Source organism: Kocuria sp. KKT182 (genome assembly GCF_055635395.1).
This window is the reverse complement of sequence record NZ_CM145757.1, coordinates 3,780,550-3,797,038: the sequence shown is the minus strand read 5'-3', so window position 1 is coordinate 3,797,038 and position 16,489 is coordinate 3,780,550. Positions and strand designations below refer to the sequence as shown.

The window sequence follows — 16,489 nt, the reverse complement described above, 5'->3', positions numbered from 1 at the left end:
CCGGCTCAGCGACCGGCCAGCCGCCGCTTGAGCTCCTGCCGCCGGCGCACCCGGTCGAGGGCCCGGTGCCGGCGGAAGGCCGTGGGCCAGGTGGCGGCCATGACCGCGAGCGCCCCCAGGAGGGCGAGGCCGGCCACAGCGATCGCGGCGTCCATCCAGAACTGGGTGGGGTACAGCCGGATGAGGGTGTCCGAGGCCCGGAAGGTCCAGGACCCGTCCGCGAAGAACAGGGAGTGGAACAGCGCGAAGAACTGCTGCCAGCCGAGCACCGCGGCGACGGCCAGCGCCACCAGCAGCGCCACGGTCAACCACGAGCCGAAGAACAGGGCGCCGGAGGCGGCCCCCGGGGCCTTCGCCCGCAGGTACAGGCACGAGACGAGGCCGAGCAACGCGAGGACCGCGACCACCGCGAGCGCGGCCTGCAGCACGATCTTCACGTCGGTCATGTGCGCGACCTCGGAGCCCAGGAACAGCGGGGCGCCGTCCGCGTCCTGCAGCCCGCCGAGGAACCCGGCCGGGGCCCAGTTCATGACGTAGTCCAGCCCGTAGGAGCCGAAGACCATCCGCTCCTCGGTGGAGAAGCCGTAGGAGTCCGCCGGGAAGCCCGGGCGGTGGTACTCCGCCCACAGGAACAGCGGCGTGGCCACCACTCGCACGGCCGCGGCGAGCAGCGCGAGCGGGAGCACGAGCGCCAGGAGGACCTGCTGCAGCCGCGGCAGCCGCGGCTCGTCCGCCAGCGCGTCCCGGCGCAGCGCGGACCGGCGGCGCGCCTCCGCGTCCGGGTCCTCGTCCCCCGCGGCTTCGTCGGCCCCGACGGCGCGGGCGCCGCCCCCCGTGCGGCCCGTCCCGGCGCCGCGGCTCCCGCCGCGCCCACCGGGGCGGTCGTCGTCGTGCGCGTCCTCGGACGCGCTCTCCGCGGGGACGACGGCGGGGAGCAGGCCCGTCCACACGGGCTCCTCGCGCTGCCGGTCGTCCGCGGGCGGGTCTGCCTGCTGCCAGGGCGCCTTGTCGTTGCTGGGGGTGGCCACGGGCGGGTCCTTCGGTCGGAGGGGGTCGGTGGTCCGGGGCGGGCGGGTCCGCTCCGGCCGGTCCCGATCCTACCCACCGCCGGCCCCCTCCCTCACCAGCGGGGGCTCACCGGCGGGGGCTCACCAGTCGCCCTTCCACTCCTCGTCCGCGTAGTGCTCGAGCGGGATGTTCCAGTCGCCGTACCCGTCGTCGGGATCGGCCTGCGGGTAGCCGGTGCCCACGACCTCCACGACGTCCCCGGGCCGGAACACGTCGTGGATGAACTTCGCGCCCTCGGGCGGCATGCCCACGCATCCGTGGGAGACGTTGGCGATCCCCAGGACGGGCAGCGCGGAGGGCAGCGCCTGGTGCACGAACTCGCCGCTGGCGGTCAGCCGGGACACGTTGGAGGCCCAGAACGTGTCGTACCAGTGCGGGTCCCCCGGCTCCAGTTCCAGCGAGGAGGCCTTGAACAGGTACGTCGGGGCCTGCTCCATGATGACCTTCTGCCCGGTGGTCGAGGGCCAGTCCGGATTGCCCAGGGTCACGGGGAACGTCCCCGCGACCTCGCCGTCCACCCAGGCGGTCAGCGTCTTGGTCTCGTTGTCCACCCGGGCGTAGTGCTCGGCGCCGGTCGAGAAGCTCCGGCGCAGGTCGTGGTTGCCCACCATGCCGTGGCCCACGTCGAGTCCGAGGAGGTCCAGGGAGACCGTGATCTCCGAGCGCGGCGCCCACTTCTCGGCGGGGCGGTAGCGCAGCATCGTGTCCGAGTACCACCGGAAGGCGCCCGCCCGGTCGCCGCCGCCGTCCACGGTGACGGCCTCCTCGACCTGCTCCTTGTGCACGACGGGCTCGGAGAAGGTGAACTCCAGGACCTGACCGGTGCCGTAGACCCCGCCCTCGGCCACGTTGAGGCGCGCGTCGACCTCGTTCGCCGCGAGGACGGTCGTGAACGTGCTGGTGCCCGTGGTCGGCTCCGTCCCGGACGCGGCGCTCCAGTGCACGACGTAGGGGGTGTCGAAGGCCAGGACCGCGGTGCTGGTCCAGGTGCGGCCGTCGGCGGAGAGCTCCCCGGGCACCGGATCCCCGCCGGCGGCGGGCACCAGCACGACGTCGGTCAGCTCGCCCCCGTCGGCGCGCACCACGACCGGTTCCACGGGGTTGTGCTCGACCGCCGCGTCCGCGGGGGCGACGGTGACCTCGGCCGGTGCGGCCGTGGCCGGCCCGCTCGGGGACGGCGTGGCCGGGGCAGTGGCCGTCGGGGCGGTGGCGGCCTGCTCTGCCGCGGGGGCCCCGGAGGCCTGGGCGCAGCCGGTGGCGAGCAGGACCGTCACGGCCCCCAGTGCGACCAGGCGCCGGGGGGACGGCAGCGCTCGCGGGGCGGGGGGCGCGGGAACCGGGCAGGAGGACAGGGGCATGGGAAGCGGCACCTCGGGCGTCTGGGGGGTGGGGGGAACGCTGGGGGAACTTCTCCCACGATAGGTCCGCCGGCCGCGGACGGCCCCACCCACCGCCCATCGGTCACGAATGTTAACGCCTTCGTGACCCCCGGCGACGTGCCGGTTGCCTCAGCGCCCGGGGGTCAGGCAGGCGATGCCGTGGGCGATCGGATAGACCGGGTGCACGCCGTCGCGGAACGGGCGGTCGCTCATCAGCCGGTCGGCGTCCACGGGGATCAGCGTCCCGCCCGTGAGGGGGCACCGCAGGAGCTCGAGGAGACCGGGCGCCAGGGCGGCCGCCACCGGGGGCACCGGTTCCGGCTCGGGCAGCGCCCAGGGGGCGGGACGGCGGTCGGCCGGTGCCTCGTGGTGCCGCGCCGGCCTGCTCTCGTGGCGGGTCTCGGTGCGGAGATCGGTGTGGAACTCGGTGTGGAGTTCGTGGGTCGGCTGCGTCGTTGCAGGGACAGTCATGGGGGACTCCTGGTGCTCCGGGGGGAAGAGCCTTCCGCACCGGACAGGTGCGGTCTGCGGCTCATCCTAGGGGCGGAGCACCGGCACGGCCCGGAACCGGCCGGGGACGCGCGGTTCAGGCCTCGGGCTGGGCGGAGCCCCCGCGCACGGCGGGCCGGCGCAGATGCGCCCGGCGCAGGGCCGCCGGCACCGGGACGTCGTTCCACGGCTCCTCGGGGGCCGGCTCGGGCGCCCGCCGCGGAGTGCGCTCGGGGGCGGCCGGGCGGGGAATGCCGGCGGCGGGGTCCCGGGGGTCCGCCGCGCCGGGCCCCCGGGGGTCCTCCGCTGCGGGTACCCGCGCATGCTCCGCGCCGGCAACCCGGGGGTTCTCCGGGGCAGGCACCGAGGGGCGCTGCGGGGCCGTCGTCGGGCCGCCCGGTGCGGCACGCTCCGGGGCACCCGTCCGGCCGCCGGTCCGGGGGCTCGTGCGGGGGCCCTCAGGACGCGACGCGTGCGGTGCCGAGGACGCCGGGGATGGGGGTCTCGGCAGGGAGACGTCGCGCAGCACCGTCCGCGGGCGGTCGCGGACGGTCGCCGGGGGCTCGCCCTCCCGGACCGCCTCCGCCACGGCGCCGATGTCCTCGCGCCGGGCCCGCGCCTCCGGCGGCTCCAGCCGGACCACGCGCCAGCCCCGGGGCACGGTGAGCCGGTCGGCGTGCACGGCGCACAGGTCGTAGGCGTGGGGCTCCGCGTGTCCGGCGAGCGGGCCGACCACGGCGGTCGAGTCCGAGTACACGTAGGTCAGGGTCGTGACGGCGTCCCGCCTGCAGGTCTGGCGGGAGCAGAGGCGGGTGGGACTGCCGGAGGAGCTCATGGCCCGAAACTACCTCAGCGGGCGAGACGGCGCAGGCGGCGGCGCTCGCGCTCGGAGAGCCCGCCCCAGATGCCGAACTTCTCGTCCTTGCTCATCGCGTAGTCGAGGCACTCCGCCTGCACGGGGCAGGCCTCGCACACGCGCTTGGCGTCACGCGTGGACCCGCCCTTCTCGGGGAAGAAGGCCTCCGGGTCGGTCTGGGCGCACAGTGCGTCGGTCTGCCACGCGAGCTCGCCCTCGTCCTCGTCCACGGCGTACAGCCCGGCCACGGCGCTCCAGTCGGAGCCCTCGTCGGCGGCCGGTGCATCGAGCAGGTCGAGAGCGGGTGCCGCGCCGGCGCCGGAGAGGTTCTGGACGGCCTCGTGGGCCCGGAGGTAGGCCGTGGCCTGGTCCTCCATGCTCCCGGCCGCCCGGCGGACGTGCCGCTCGGCGGCCCGGGGGTCGACGGGATCGACGAACCAGTCCTCTGGCACCGAGCGCATGCTCAGCCGACGGGCCTCGAGGGGGCTGGATTCCACGACCTGCTGTCGTGCGGCCTCTCCCATGACTTTCCTTCCATCCGACACGATTGCTCGGGTGCGGCGCAGTACGGGGGTCGCCGACCCTGTGCATCCCGGAGAACGTATCCTTGCTGATCGTCTGCCGGACTTCCCAATTACACGTGTGTAACTAGTACGGAGTCAACCCGTCCCGGGTGACCGCCCATGCCACGATATCCGGGAAGAATGTCTTTGGGAGTAGACGTTTTTCCACGTCACGGCCCGATTTTCGACAGGAATGCCGCAGAGGGCGAAGAATGCGACTCTACGCATATGCCGAACCGCCGCCGCGGGCACGGCAGCCACGAGGAGGAACCATGGACACCCCGACCCCCCGATCTGTCCCCCGCTTGGTGGACAAGCTGCGCAGCAGCAGCCGCCCGGCCCTGATCTGGTACGGCCGGGACGGCGAGCGCGTGGAGCTCTCGGGGCGGGTCCTCGACAACTGGGTGGCCAAGACCGCGAACCTGTGGGTGGACGAGCTCGACCTCGAGGCGGGCGACGTCGTGGCCGTCGGCGACGAGGTGCACTGGCGCAGTCTCGCGGCCGTCCTCGGCTCGTGGACCATGGGGGCCGCGGTGCGCGTGGTCGATCCCCGCGAGGACGCGGCGGAGCCCGGGGACCGGGCCGTGGTGGGCCTCGTCGACCCGCAGGGGGCGACGCCCCCGCTGCTGGACCGGGTGCCCGCCGGGGCGCGGGCCGTGGTCCTGGACCGGCCGGCGCTCTCGCTCGGCCACCGCGGCGAGCTGCCGGACGGGGACGTCCTCGACTACTGCGCCGAGGTCCGCTCCCACGCGGACGTCTACGACGGCCTCGAGGAGCCGGCGCCGGACGGTGCCGCGCTCCGGGCCGCGGGCACCGACGACGGCTTCCTGCCGCACGACCGGCTGATGCCGGCCGCGGGCGAGCTCGCGGCCGGGCGGGAGGACGTGTGGGGAACGGCGTCGGCCGTGCACGTGCCGGGCCGGCGGATGGACGCCGAGTTCCTGCTGCGCGTGCTGGCCGTGCTGGCCGGGGGCCGGGCCGCGGTCGTCACGGACCGTCCGGCGGACGCGGCCGACGACGGCTGGCGGTCCGTGCTGACGGCCGAGAACGCCGTCGCGTTCTGAGCGGAACGGCTCAGCGCCCCTCCGCCGCCTCCGTGCTCCCGTGGCTCTCGTGGCTCTCGTGGGTGTCCGAGCCGGGGGCCGCCGCACTCCCCGCGCGGTGCCGGGCGCCCTCCCGGTGGGGGTGCTGGTGCGCGCGGTGGGGGTGCTCGGCGCCCTCCGCGGGCTGGTGACCCGTGATCAGGGCGATCTCGAGGGCCGCGGTGTCCGCGAAGTTGGGGTCCTCGTCGAGCTCCTCGGTGAACACCCAGAAGCGGTAGGCGAAGTACCGGAAGACGGTGCCGAGGATGGTCCCGATGATCGTGCCGGACACGAAGGACGCGTAGGCGCTGGTGAGACCCAGCACGTAGTAGCTGAAGCCGAGGCAGCCGAGCTCGATGGCCATGCCGATGCCGTTGGCCACGAGGAACTGGACCAGCTCGCGGCGCTTGTCCGACTGGCGCTTGTGCCGGAAGGTCCACAGCCGGTTGGCGACCCACGCGAAGACGATGGCCACGGCCGTCGCCACGAACTTCGCCTTGAGGTGGCCGTCCTCGAACACCGTGTGCATCAGGATCCAGGTGAGCGACGCGTTGATCACGAACGCGAGGGCGCCCACGACGCCGAACTTCATGAGTTCCTTGACGAAGAGGTGCCACAGGGCATCGAAACGGTCGACGAGGCGGTTCACGCGGCTTCAGGTCTCCCAGGTGGTGAGGCGGTGGGCGCCGGCCGGCGCGGCGGTCGACGCCCACGGACGAGCACCCGGGGCGGACCTCGGCACATCCTACCCCGCCCCTCCTGCACGGCACCGGAGAGTTACAGCACAGTCCCCTGGCCGTCGCGGGGCCCGTGCCGGGCAGGTGCCGGGGCCGAGGCGGGAGCACGACGCCGGAGACCAGGCGGCGGGCGGCCCCGGAGGCAGGGCATCCCGGCCCGCCGAGCGGTCCCGGCGGACCGGGATACCCTGGTCGGGTGAATTCTTCTGTGACCGCCCCTGTCGTCGGCGTCGTCGGAGGCGGGCAGCTCGCCCGCATGATGGCGCCCTCCGCCACCGCCCTGGGGATCGAGCTGCGCGTGCTCGCCGAGGGCCCCGACGTCTCGGCGGTCGCCGCCGTGCCCACCGCCCCCGTGGGCGACTACACCGACCTCGACGTGCTGCGCCGGTTCGCCGCGGGCGTCGACGTGCTGACCTTCGACCACGAGCACGTGCCCACCGAGCACCTGCAGACCCTGCTCGCCGAGGGCGTGGACGTCCGCCCGGGCCCGGACGCGCTGGTGCACGCCCAGGACAAGCTGTGGATGCGCGCGGCCGTGGAGCGCCTCGGGCTGCCGAACCCGCGGTGGGAGGCGGTCGCCGACGTCGAGGAGCTGATCGCCTTCGGGGAGCGCACGGGCTGGCCGGTGGTGCTCAAGACCCCGCGCGGCGGCTACGACGGCAAGGGCGTCATGGTGCTCGGCACCGCCGAGGACGCCCGCGGCGCCGAGCCGGCGCAGTGGTTCGCCCGCACGGACGGGCCCCTGCTGGCGGAGGAGAAGGTCGGGTTCTCCCGCGAGCTCTCCGCGCTCGTGGCCCGGACCCCCTCCGGCGAGGTGCGGGCGTGGCCGGTGGTGGAGTCGATCCAGGTGGACGGCGTCTGCGACGAGGTGCTCGCGCCCGCCCCGCAGCTGCGCCCCGAGGTCGCGGCCGCGGCCGCGGACGCCGCCCGGACGCTGGCCACCGAGCTGGGCGTGACCGGCGTGATGGCCGTGGAGCTCTTCGAGACCCCCGGCCGCGGCACCGGGTTCCTGGTGAACGAGCTGGCCATGCGCCCGCACAACTCCGGGCACTGGACCATGGACGGATCCGTGACCAGCCAGTTCGAGCAGCACCTGCGCGCCGTGCTGGACCTCCCGCTCGGAGACACCGGGCTGATCGGCGGGGCCGCGGTGATGAAGAACTACCTGGGCGGGGCGAACCAGGACCTCTTCGGCGCCTACCGGGCGGCCATGGGCGCGGAGCCCCGCGCCAAGATCCACAACTACGGCAAGGCCGTGCGGCCCGGGCGCAAGATCGGCCACGTCAACCTCACCGGCACCGCGGACGAGATCCCGGAGCTGCGCCGGCGGGCCACCCGCGTGGCGGCCGTGCTGCGCGACGGGCAGGCCTGACCCGCGTGCCTCCCACGGCCCGTCCAGCCGGGACGGATAGCGTAGCCCCAGACCGGACCGCGATGGCGGCCCCCACCCGCCGAGCAGCGCAGGAGCACCAGTGAACGAGAAGCAGCAGCCCGTCGTGGGCGTCGTGATGGGCTCGGACTCCGACTGGCCCGTGATGGAGGCCGCCGCCACCGCCCTCGAGGAGTTCGGGATCGCGTACGAGGCCGACGTCGTCTCCGCCCACCGGATGCCCACCGAGATGATCGAGTACGGTCAGCGGGCGCACGAGCGGGGGCTGCGGGTGATCATCGCCGGGGCCGGCGGCGCCGCCCACCTGCCGGGGATGCTCGCCTCGGTGACGCCCCTTCCCGTGATCGGCGTCCCCGTCCCCCTGAAGACCCTCGACGGCATGGACTCGCTGCTGTCGATCGTGCAGATGCCCGCCGGCGTCCCGGTGGCCACCGTGTCCATCGGCGGGGCGCGCAACGCCGGGCTGCTGGCCGCCCGGATCCTCGCCGCCGGCGCGGGCCCGCAGGCCGAGGCCCTGCGCCGGCAGCTCCTGCGCTTCGCCGACGAGCTCCGGGAGACCGCCCACGCCAAGGGCGCCGCCCTGCGCACCCGCCTCGACGGCTGACCCGGGCGCCCGCGCTCCCGCCCTCCCGTCCTTCCCCCTGCCCGCCCTTCCCCGCCGGAGCTGCCCGTGAACAGCCACACCCCCCGCGCTGAGCACGATCCCCGCCCGCCCCACGACCCGTCCGCCGAGGGCTCCCGGTCCCGGGACCTCCCGCCCGACGCCGTGACGGCCGTGCGGGGCGTCGACGACGACGCGGCGAGCCCGCCCCGGCTCACGGATCCGCTGCGCCACCCGCAGCACGCCGGGGACGGCACCCGGGCCCGGCGCGCGTGGACGCTGCTGCTGTCCACGCTCGTGGTCCCCGGCAGCGCGCAGCTCGTCGCGGGCCGGCGGGCCGTCGGTCGGGCGGTCCTCAAGGTCGACGTGGTGGTCTGGGCCGCGGCGGCGCTGGCGCTCCTGTCCCTGGTGCTGTGGCGCACTCCCCTGGTCTGGTTCCTGACGAACTCGTTCACGTCCCTGCTCCTGATCGCCGGGCTCGTGGCCCTGGCGGTGGGATGGGCGCTGCTCTTCTTCGACACCCTCCGGCTCATCCGGCCCGGCCTCCTCGTGCAGCGGACCCGCCGCGCGGTGGCCGCGGCCACCGTGGCGCTCATGCTCGTCACCTCCGGCGGACTGGCCTGGTCCGCCTACCTGCTGTCCGTGACGCGCGGCGCGGTCTCGGACGTCTTCGGGGGCGGGCTGCCCTTCCGGCCCGCGGACGGGCGGTACAACATCCTGCTCATGGGCACCGACTCCGGGGAGGACCGCTCGGGCCGCCGCCCCGACTCGATGACGGTGCTCAGCGTGGACGCCGACTCCGGGCGGACCGTGACCGTCTCCCTGCCGCGCAACCTGCAGAACGCGCCCTTCCCCGAGGACTCGCCGCTGGCGGACGTCTATCCCGAGGGCTTCGACTGCGGCGACGAGTGCATCCTCAACGCCCTCTACACCGACGTCACGAACAACCACGCCGAGCTCTACCCCGACGCCGCGGACCCCGGCGCCGAGGCCATGAAGGACGCCGCCTCGGGCGTCCTCGGCATCGAGGTCCAGGCCTACGCGATCGTCGAGATGAACGGTTTCGAGCAGCTCGTCGACGCCCTCGGCGGGATCACCATCGACGTCGGCGGGCGCGTCCCGATCGGCGGCGGCACCGACCTGGTGACGGGCCTGCCGAACGAGATCTTCGGGTACATCGAGCCTGGCGTCCAGCGCCTGGACGGCTACCACGCCCTCTGGTACGCCCGGTCCCGCGAGGGGGCCACGGACTACGACCGCCAGGCGCGCCAGCGCTGCGTGCAGGCCGCGATGCTCAAGCAGCTCAACCCCGTCAACGTGCTGACCCGCTTCGAGGAGCTCGCGAACTCGGGCACACAGGTCGTCGAGACCGACATCCCGCAGAGCCAGATCGGCTCGTTCGTGGACGTGGCGCTCAAGGCCAAGGAGCACGAGCTCGTGCAGTACGCCGCCGGCCCGCCGTACTACGACCCGTCCTTCCCCACCTACCCGGACTTCGACCTGCTGCACGAGGACCTCGACCGGGTGCTCGAGGAGGCCACGGACCGCGGCGCGCGGGACGCGCAGGCCCTGCCGGCCGGCACCCCGGTGGGCTCCGGGATCGCGATGGCCGCCCCCCTCGCGGCGGCGAAGCCCCTCGTGGGGACGCAGGAGCTCACGCCCAACGGCACCTGCTCGGCGCCCTGACCGGCCCGGACCGCGGGGCACCGGCGGCGCCCTGACGCCCCGGTACAGTGGGGGCGTGGCGAACATACTGCAGTCGAACGCATGGGCCGGATTCCAGCGGAACCTGGGGCACAAGGTGTTCCAGGCCTCCGGGGACGGATGGCGCTACCTCGCGATCCTCGAGGGCGGCCGGACGGGCCGCTACCTCTACTGCCCGTACGGCCCCGAGGCGCTGACCCCGCAGGCCTTCGAGGCCGCGCTCGACGACCTCGCCCGCACCGCCCGGTCCGAGCGCTGCTGGTTCGTGCGGGTGGAGCCCGTCGACGCCGCGGTGACGGACGGGCTCGAGACGCCCGAGGCGTCGCTGCGCCGGCGCGGGCTGCGCCCCGCCCCCCGGCAGGTGCAGCCGGGGCACACCCAGGTCATCGACCTCATCCAGGACGAGGACGCGATCCTCAAGGACATGAAGTCCACCAACCGCAACCTGCACCGCAACATCGCCAAGAAGGGCGTGACCTTCACGACCTCGGCCGACCCCGAGGACGTCGACGTGCTGCTGGGCTTCCTCGAGGCCACGGCCGAGCGCAAGGACTTCGCCCGGCAGCAGGACGCCTATCTGCGCGAGGCCGCCCGCAGCCTCATGCCCGTGGGCGCGGCGGCCCTCTACGTGGCCCGGCTGGACGGGGAGCCCATCGGCGCCTCCCTCGTCTACGACTCCGACGACACCCGCACCTATGCCCACGCCGCGATGGACTTCGAGCACCGCAGGCTCTCGGCGGGGATCCCCCTGGTCGTGCGGATGGTCCTGGACGCCAAGCAGAAGGGCCTGAGCCGTTTCGACCTCTTCGGCACCGCGCCCGAGGACGCCGGCCCGGACCACCCGTGGCACGGCTTCACGAAGTTCAAGAAGTCCTTCGGCGGCCGCCCGGAGTCCTATCCCGGGACCTGGGACCTGCCGCTGAGCCGCGGGAAGTACGCCGCGTACACCGGTGTGCGCGCCGCCCGGGAGGCCGCCGTCTCGGCCCGCAAGAGCCTCCCGGGCCTGACCGGCCGGCTCCGGGAGTCCGTCGCCGGGATGCGCCGCCGGGAGTCCTGAGCGCCCGGTCTCAGCGCCCCGCCGCGTCCCGGAGGGCGGAGATGCTCTCGCCGACCACGCGGCGGGTGAGGTCCCGGGCCCGCCGGGCACGCCCCCGGACGGGACGGGACGCGCCGTCGTCGTCCTCGGGCACGTCGTCCGGCTCCCCGAGGTCGGGGGACCACGCCGGGGCCGGTTCGCCCAGGCCCAGCTCCGCGGCGACCGCGGTCCCCGAGGCCTCGGCGGCGGCCTCGGCGACGTCCTCCGAGAACTCCCCCGCCGGGCCACGGCCCAGGGCCTTCTCCCAGGGGCCCAGCACCGGGCGCTCCGTCGCCGCCAGCTCGCGGACCACGAGCGGCACCTCCGTCTCGTCCGGGTCGCCGCCGTCGAGTCGCTGCACGCGCCGCTTCTGCAGCTCGACGATCCCGGTCAGCAGCAGGGCGTCGTCCACGCCCAGGTCCCGGCCCCGGCGGGTGAAGCCGAGCCGGTAGATCATCGCCAGACCGCGCGTGTGCACGAACCACAGGTAGCCCAGGGCGGCCTCGCGGCCGTCCTCGGCGGCCTCGGTGGCCACGAGCAGCAGCGAGTCCTCGCCCAGGTCCTCCAGCAGCTGGGTGATGAGCCGGGTCCGCAGCCCGATGTTCGCGAGGACCCGGCTGCCCGCCGTGACCTCCCGCACCGTCACGCCCGGGGTGCGCAGTGCCGTGCGGCAGCGGTCCAGGGTGGCCTCCGAGAGCCGCCGCGAGAGGTCCCGCTCGGTCTCCCCGAGCACCACCTCCAGCCGCCGGGGCTCCTCCGGCCCGGCGCCCGCGGCGGGCCTGGTGAACCCGGCGGCCTCCAGCGCCTCCGGGGTGCCGGGCGCGCGCAGGGTGTCGGCCTGGAAGCGCAGCAGGACGGCCGAGTGCTCCTCCCGGGCCCAGTCGGCGAGGGCGGCGGCGACCACGGGCAGGTCCTCGGGCCGGTGGACGTGGCAGTGCACGGTCCCGGCGACCACGCGCTCGGCCTCGGAGCGCAGGTAGAGCTGCGCGTAGCCCACGGTGCGCTGCTCGGCGTCGTGGACCATGACGCGGTCGACCCGCAGACCGGGGCCCTCGGCGGAGACCTGGGCCTCGCCGATGCCCCACAGCTGCTGCGGGTGCCCGCCGGTCACCCGGACGGTGGCGTCCCAGGTCTTGCGGTTGGGACAGGGGCTGACCGTGGTGCTCACGTGGGGATCCTCCTCGTCACCCGGGCGCTCCGCCCCGGCTGGGGGACCGCGGTCGGCGCCCGCAGTTCGGCCTCCAGTCTAGGGCCGGGAGGGGCTGGGAGAGGGGCCGGACACGGTGCGACGGGGACGGGAGGACCCCCGCACCGGAGGTCGGTGCGGGGGTCCTGTCACGGCCGTGCCGGCCGGGCCCGGCGCCGGCCCGGTGTCAGGCTCAGCGTCAGGCTCAGTGGCGCGCGTACTTCTCCCACTTGGAGGCCAGGTGCTCGGCCTCGACCATCCGCACGGTCCCGGAGCGGGAGCGCATCACGATGGACTGGGTGGTGATGCGGCGGCCGCGGTAGCGCACGCCGCGCAGCAGGTCCCCGTCGGTGATGCCCGTGGCGGAGAAGAAGCAGTTGTCCGAGGTGACGAGGTCGTCGGTGGTCAGCACCGCGTCCAGGTCCAGTCCGGCGTCGAGGGCCTTCTGGCGCTCGTCGTCGTCGACCGGGGCGAGCCGGCCCTGGATGATGCCGCCGGTGGCCTTGACGGCGCACGCGGTGACGATGCCCTCCGGGGTGCCGCCGATGCCCATCATGACGTCCACGCCGGTGCCCTCGCGGCAGGCCGCGATCGCCCCGGCCACGTCCCCGTCGAGGATCATCCGGGTGCGGGCGCCGGTGGCGCGGATCTCGTCGACGAGCTGCTGGTGGCGAGGGCGGTCCAGCACGCACACGGTGAGCTGGTTGATGTTGACGCCCTTGGCCCTGGCCACGAGGTGCAGGTTCTGCTTGACGGGCAGGCGCAGGTCCACGAAGTCCGCGGCCTCCGGGCCCACCACGAGCTTGTCCATGTAGAAGACGGCGGAGGGGTCGAACATCGACCCGCCGTCGGCCACCGCGATGACGGCCAGGGCGTTGTTCATGCCCAGCGCGGTGAGGCGGGTGCCGTCGATCGGGTCCACGGCGACGTCGGAGGCCGGCCCGGAGCCGTCACCCACCTGCTCCCCGTTGAAGAGCATCGGGGCCTCGTCCTTCTCGCCCTCGCCGATGACCACGGTGCCGTTGAAGTGCACGGTGGAGAGCAGGGACCGCATGGCGTCGACCGCCGCCCCGTCCGCGGCGTTCTTGTCGCCGGCGCCGACCCACTGGCCGCCGGCGATCGCCGCCGCCTCGGTGGTCCGCACCAGCTCCATCGCCAGGTTGCGGTCGGCCACGTTGTTGGTGCGCGCGGGGATCGTTCCGGTGGATTCTTCGGCCACGTTGTTCCTCACCTTCGAGTTCACGTTCTTCGGGACCCCCGGGCCGGGCTCGGCCGCGGGCGCGGTCCACGTCCCGCCCAGCATATCGCCCACGCCTCCGCGGACCGCGACCTGGGCCACATTGCGGCCGGGTGCGTCCGGGCGGGCCCGGCGCGGAGGGAGCGGGGGCGGCGGACGGAGGGCGGACGCGGCGGACAGGGGCCGGCGGACAGGGCACAATGGACGGGTGAGCTCCTCGACCCCCGACCGTCCCGCAGAGCACCCCTCGGCAGAGCACCCCGCGGCCGCCGGCCCCGGCCCCGAGGCCGCCGAGGCCCCGGAGCAGCCGCTCCCGCAGATCACGGAGAAGCAGGCCCGGCGGCTCAACGCCCCGGTGCAGGGGATGATCATCTCCATGGCGGTCCTCCTCCTGCTGGTCCTGCCGTTCGTGTGGCTCCAGCCCCGCCCCGACGCCCAGCCGTACCGCCCCGACGTCGACGTCGCCCAGGAGGCGGACTTCGTGGCGGACGAGGCGCCCTTCACCCCGGTCGTGCCGGAGCCGGGCGAGGACTGGACCGCCAACTACGCCCGGTGGAACGGCGGCGCCGCCGAGGGGGTGCCCTTCTGGGAGATCGGCTGGGCCACCCCGCAGGGCAGCTTCATCGGCCTGGTGCAGACGTCCATGGCCAACCCCACGTGGCTGGCCCAGCAGGCCGAGGCCGTCCCCGCCACCGCGACGGTCGACGTGGGCGGCGTGCCGTGGGACGTCCACGTCCGGGAGGAGTCCCGGAACCAGGACGCGCTGACCGTGTACACCGGTGAGGTCAACGGCTCCACCGTGGTGCTCAAGGGCGACGCGTCCGGCGCCGAGCTGGACCGGTTGGCCGCCGCCGTCGCCGAGGACCTCACCGACGCCCCTGCCCCGCGAACCACGGAGATGCCATGACCCCGGACACCCGCCCCGACGACACCTCGCCCCGCACCCCGGCCGCCGCCTGGCAGCGTCTGCGCGAGGGCAACGCCCGCTTCGTGGCGGGCGAGTCCATGCACCCCAACCAGGACGCCTCGCGGCGGCAGTCCGTGGCCGGCGGGCAGAACCCGTTCGCCGTGATCTTCGGCTGCTCGGACTCGAGGCTGGCCGCCGAGATCATCTTCGACCTCGGCCTGGGCGACGCGTTCGTGGTGCGCACCGCCGGGCAGGTCATCGACGACGCCGTGCTCGGCTCGATCGAGTACTCGGTCGCGAACCTCGGCACGCCGCTGATCATGGTCCTCGGCCACGACTCGTGCGGGGCCGTGACCGCCGCGCACAGCGTCGCCGGCTCCGGGCAGATGCCCCGCGGCTTCCAGCGGGACCTCATCGAGCGGATCATGCCCTCCGTGCTCGAGACCCAGCGCCACGGCCACCAGGACGTCAACGCGGCGGTCGTGGAGCACACCAAGCAGACGGCGTCCCGCCTCATGGAGCAGTCCCGGGTGATCGCGGACGCGGTCTCCAACGGCGAGGTCGCCGTGGTCGGCGTCTTCTACCACCTCGAGGACGGCCAGGCGGAGCTCGTCCACGGGCACGGCACCTGGCTTCCGGGCCGCTGAACCGGGTGCCCGGCGCGGCGGCCGTCACCCCGGGTCGCCGTGCCGGGCGTCACCCGGCGCTGTCCTAGACTGGCGCCATGGCTGATACCACCGCAGAGACCACCGAGTACCGCATCGAGCACGACACCATGGGCGAGGTCCGCGTTCCCGCGAACGCCCTGTACCGCGCTCAGACCCAGCGTGCGGTCGAGAACTTCCCCATCTCGGGCAAGCCCCTCGAGCCCCAGCACATCGTCGCGCTGGCACAGATCAAGAAGGCCGCCGCCACGGCGAACGCGGAGCTGGGGGTGCTCGACGACGAGCGCGCCCGCGCCATCGCGGACGCCGCGGACAAGGTCGCCACGGGGCAGTACGACGAGCACTTCCCGATCGACGTCTTCCAGACCGGCTCCGGGACGTCCTCCAACATGAACACCAACGAGGTGCTGGCGACCCTCGCCAACCAGGCGCTCGAGGGCACGGACGTCGAGGTCCACCCCAACGACCACGTCAACGCCTCCCAGTCCTCCAACGACGTCTTCCCGACCTCCGTGCACGTCGCCGTCACGGGCGCGCTGATCAACGACCTGGTCCCGGCCATGACGCAGCTCGCCGAGTCGCTCGAGCGGAAGGCCGCGGAGTTCCAGGACGTCGTGAAGTCCGGGCGCACCCACCTCATGGACGCCACGCCGGTGACCCTGGGCCAGGAGTTCGGCGGCTACGCCGCGCAGGTCCGCTACGGCATCGAGCGGGTCGAGTCCTCGCTGCCGCGGGTGGCCGAGGTCCCGCTGGGCGGCACCGCCGTGGGCACCGGCATCAACACCCCCGCCGGCTTCTCCGCCCGCGTCATCGAGCTGCTCGCCGAGGAGACCGGGCTGCCGATCACCGAGGCCCGCAACCACTTCGAGGCCCAGGCCAACCGGGACGGCCTGGTCGAGGCCTCCGGGCAGCTGCGCAACGTCGCCTACAGCTACATGAAGATCAACAACGACCTGCGCTGGATGGGCTCCGGCCCCAACACCGGCCTCGGCGAGATCCTCATCCCCGACCTCCAGCCCGGCTCCTCGATCATGCCCGGCAAGGTCAACCCGGTGATCTGCGAGTCCACGATCCAGGTCTGCGCGCAGGTGATCGGCAACGACACCACCGTCTCGCTGTCCTCCACCAACGGGGCGTTCGAGCTCAACGTGGGCATCCCGGTCATGGCCTCGGCCCTGCTGGAGTCCATCCGCCTGCTCGCGAACTCCTCGCGCGTGATGGCGGAGAAGATGATCGACGGGCTCGAGGCGAACACGGAGCGCTGCCGCTTCCTCGCCGAGGCGTCCCCGTCCATCGTGACCCCGCTGAACAAGGCCATCGGCTACGAGGCCGCCGCGAAGATCGCCAAGCACTCCGTGGCGAACAAGATGACGGTGCGCGAGGCGACCATCGCCCTCGGCTACGTCGAGAACGGCCAGCTCACCGAGGAGCAGCTGGACCGGGCGCTGGACGTCACCACCATGACGGGCCCCAACGCCTGACCCTGCGCTCCCGGCGCACCGAGGGGTCGCGTCCGGACGGAAATGCTGCGGCATTCCCTCCGGACGCGA

Annotated in this window: 16 protein-coding genes; 8 read left to right on the top strand and 8 right to left on the bottom strand. The window is 74.2% G+C overall.

All coding sequences use genetic code 11. From position 1 onward, the window contains the following. Positions 1–5: 5 nt before the first annotated feature. The 5 genes from ACZ2G1_RS17630 to ACZ2G1_RS17610 form a co-directional block, all read right to left on the bottom strand. Positions 6–1,028 (bottom strand): TIGR01906 family membrane protein, encoded by a 1,023-nt coding sequence (locus tag ACZ2G1_RS17630; protein WP_081615703.1) that lies wholly within the window; start codon positions 1,026–1,028, stop codon positions 6–8. A gap of 120 nt (positions 1,029–1,148) precedes the next feature. Continuing rightward, positions 1,149–2,426: a L,D-transpeptidase gene (locus tag ACZ2G1_RS17625; protein ID WP_470377222.1), complete on the bottom strand. Its 1,278-nt coding sequence runs from the start codon at positions 2,424–2,426 to the stop codon at positions 1,149–1,151. 150 nt (positions 2,427–2,576) lie between these two features. Beyond that, complete coding sequence (locus tag ACZ2G1_RS17620) at positions 2,577–2,918, bottom strand: hypothetical protein (RefSeq protein WP_470377221.1); 342 nt, start codon at positions 2,916–2,918, stop codon at positions 2,577–2,579. Between the two features lie 115 nt (positions 2,919–3,033). After that, positions 3,034–3,771 carry a DUF3499 family protein gene (locus tag ACZ2G1_RS17615; protein ID WP_470377220.1) on the bottom strand — a complete coding sequence of 246 codons (738 nt, stop codon included), beginning with the start codon at positions 3,769–3,771 and terminating at the stop codon, positions 3,034–3,036. 14 nt (positions 3,772–3,785) lie between these two features. Continuing rightward, positions 3,786–4,316, bottom strand: coding sequence for a WhiB family transcriptional regulator (locus ACZ2G1_RS17610; RefSeq protein WP_017832395.1), 531 nt, complete (start codon positions 4,314–4,316; stop codon positions 3,786–3,788). A gap of 311 nt (positions 4,317–4,627) precedes the next feature. Between ACZ2G1_RS17610 and ACZ2G1_RS17605 the strand changes: the two genes are divergently transcribed. After that, positions 4,628–5,419 carry a TIGR03089 family protein gene (locus ACZ2G1_RS17605; RefSeq protein WP_126349935.1) on the top strand — a complete coding sequence of 264 codons (792 nt, stop codon included), beginning with the start codon at positions 4,628–4,630 and terminating at the stop codon, positions 5,417–5,419. 10 nt (positions 5,420–5,429) lie between these two features. Here ACZ2G1_RS17605 and ACZ2G1_RS17600 read toward each other — a convergent pair whose 3' ends face one another. Continuing rightward, entirely contained in the window at positions 5,430–6,086 is a 657-nt protein-coding gene (locus ACZ2G1_RS17600) for a GtrA family protein (protein WP_017832397.1), read from the bottom strand. A 344-nt stretch (positions 6,087–6,430) separates the two neighbouring features. Here ACZ2G1_RS17600 and ACZ2G1_RS17595 point away from each other — a divergent pair, with 344 nt between their 5' ends. From ACZ2G1_RS17595 to ACZ2G1_RS17580, 4 genes are all read left to right on the top strand, one after another. After that, positions 6,431–7,546: a 5-(carboxyamino)imidazole ribonucleotide synthase gene (locus ACZ2G1_RS17595; RefSeq protein ID WP_285842189.1), complete on the top strand. Its 1,116-nt coding sequence runs from the start codon at positions 6,431–6,433 to the stop codon at positions 7,544–7,546. A 136-nt stretch (positions 7,547–7,682) separates the two neighbouring features. Continuing rightward, positions 7,683–8,168: a 5-(carboxyamino)imidazole ribonucleotide mutase gene (purE, locus tag ACZ2G1_RS17590; RefSeq protein ID WP_051063721.1), complete on the top strand. Its 486-nt coding sequence runs from the start codon at positions 7,683–7,685 to the stop codon at positions 8,166–8,168. 66 nt (positions 8,169–8,234) lie between these two features. Further along, positions 8,235–9,851: an LCP family protein gene (locus tag ACZ2G1_RS17585; RefSeq protein ID WP_470377219.1), complete on the top strand. Its 1,617-nt coding sequence runs from the start codon at positions 8,235–8,237 to the stop codon at positions 9,849–9,851. A gap of 55 nt (positions 9,852–9,906) precedes the next feature. Next, positions 9,907–10,926: a lipid II:glycine glycyltransferase FemX gene (locus ACZ2G1_RS17580; RefSeq protein WP_470377218.1), complete on the top strand. Its 1,020-nt coding sequence runs from the start codon at positions 9,907–9,909 to the stop codon at positions 10,924–10,926. 10 nt (positions 10,927–10,936) lie between these two features. Here ACZ2G1_RS17580 and ACZ2G1_RS17575 read toward each other — a convergent pair whose 3' ends face one another. Next, positions 10,937–12,112, bottom strand: a complete 1,176-nt coding sequence (locus ACZ2G1_RS17575; RefSeq protein WP_017832402.1) for a hypothetical protein — start codon at positions 12,110–12,112, stop codon at positions 10,937–10,939. A gap of 223 nt (positions 12,113–12,335) precedes the next feature. Then, the gene (glpX, locus tag ACZ2G1_RS17570) at positions 12,336–13,283 is read right to left on the bottom strand and encodes a class II fructose-bisphosphatase (protein ID WP_109222828.1); all 948 of its coding nucleotides are present in this window, start codon (positions 13,281–13,283) and stop codon (positions 12,336–12,338) included. A 292-nt stretch (positions 13,284–13,575) separates the two neighbouring features. Here glpX and ACZ2G1_RS17565 point away from each other — a divergent pair, with 292 nt between their 5' ends. The 3 genes from ACZ2G1_RS17565 (at position 13,576) to ACZ2G1_RS17555 (ending at position 16,420) form a co-directional block, all read left to right on the top strand. Then, the gene (locus ACZ2G1_RS17565) at positions 13,576–14,274 is read left to right on the top strand and encodes a DUF4245 domain-containing protein (RefSeq protein ID WP_470377217.1); all 699 of its coding nucleotides are present in this window, start codon (positions 13,576–13,578) and stop codon (positions 14,272–14,274) included. Continuing rightward, a complete protein-coding gene (locus ACZ2G1_RS17560) occupies positions 14,271–14,921 on the top strand; it encodes a carbonic anhydrase (protein WP_095650449.1) in 651 nt (216 codons plus the stop codon). The genes ACZ2G1_RS17565 and ACZ2G1_RS17560 overlap by 4 nt, the downstream gene beginning before the upstream one ends. A 77-nt stretch (positions 14,922–14,998) precedes the next feature. Beyond that, positions 14,999–16,420 carry a class II fumarate hydratase gene (locus ACZ2G1_RS17555; RefSeq protein WP_109243296.1) on the top strand — a complete coding sequence of 474 codons (1,422 nt, stop codon included), beginning with the start codon at positions 14,999–15,001 and terminating at the stop codon, positions 16,418–16,420. The last annotated feature ends 69 nt before the right edge of the window (positions 16,421–16,489 follow it).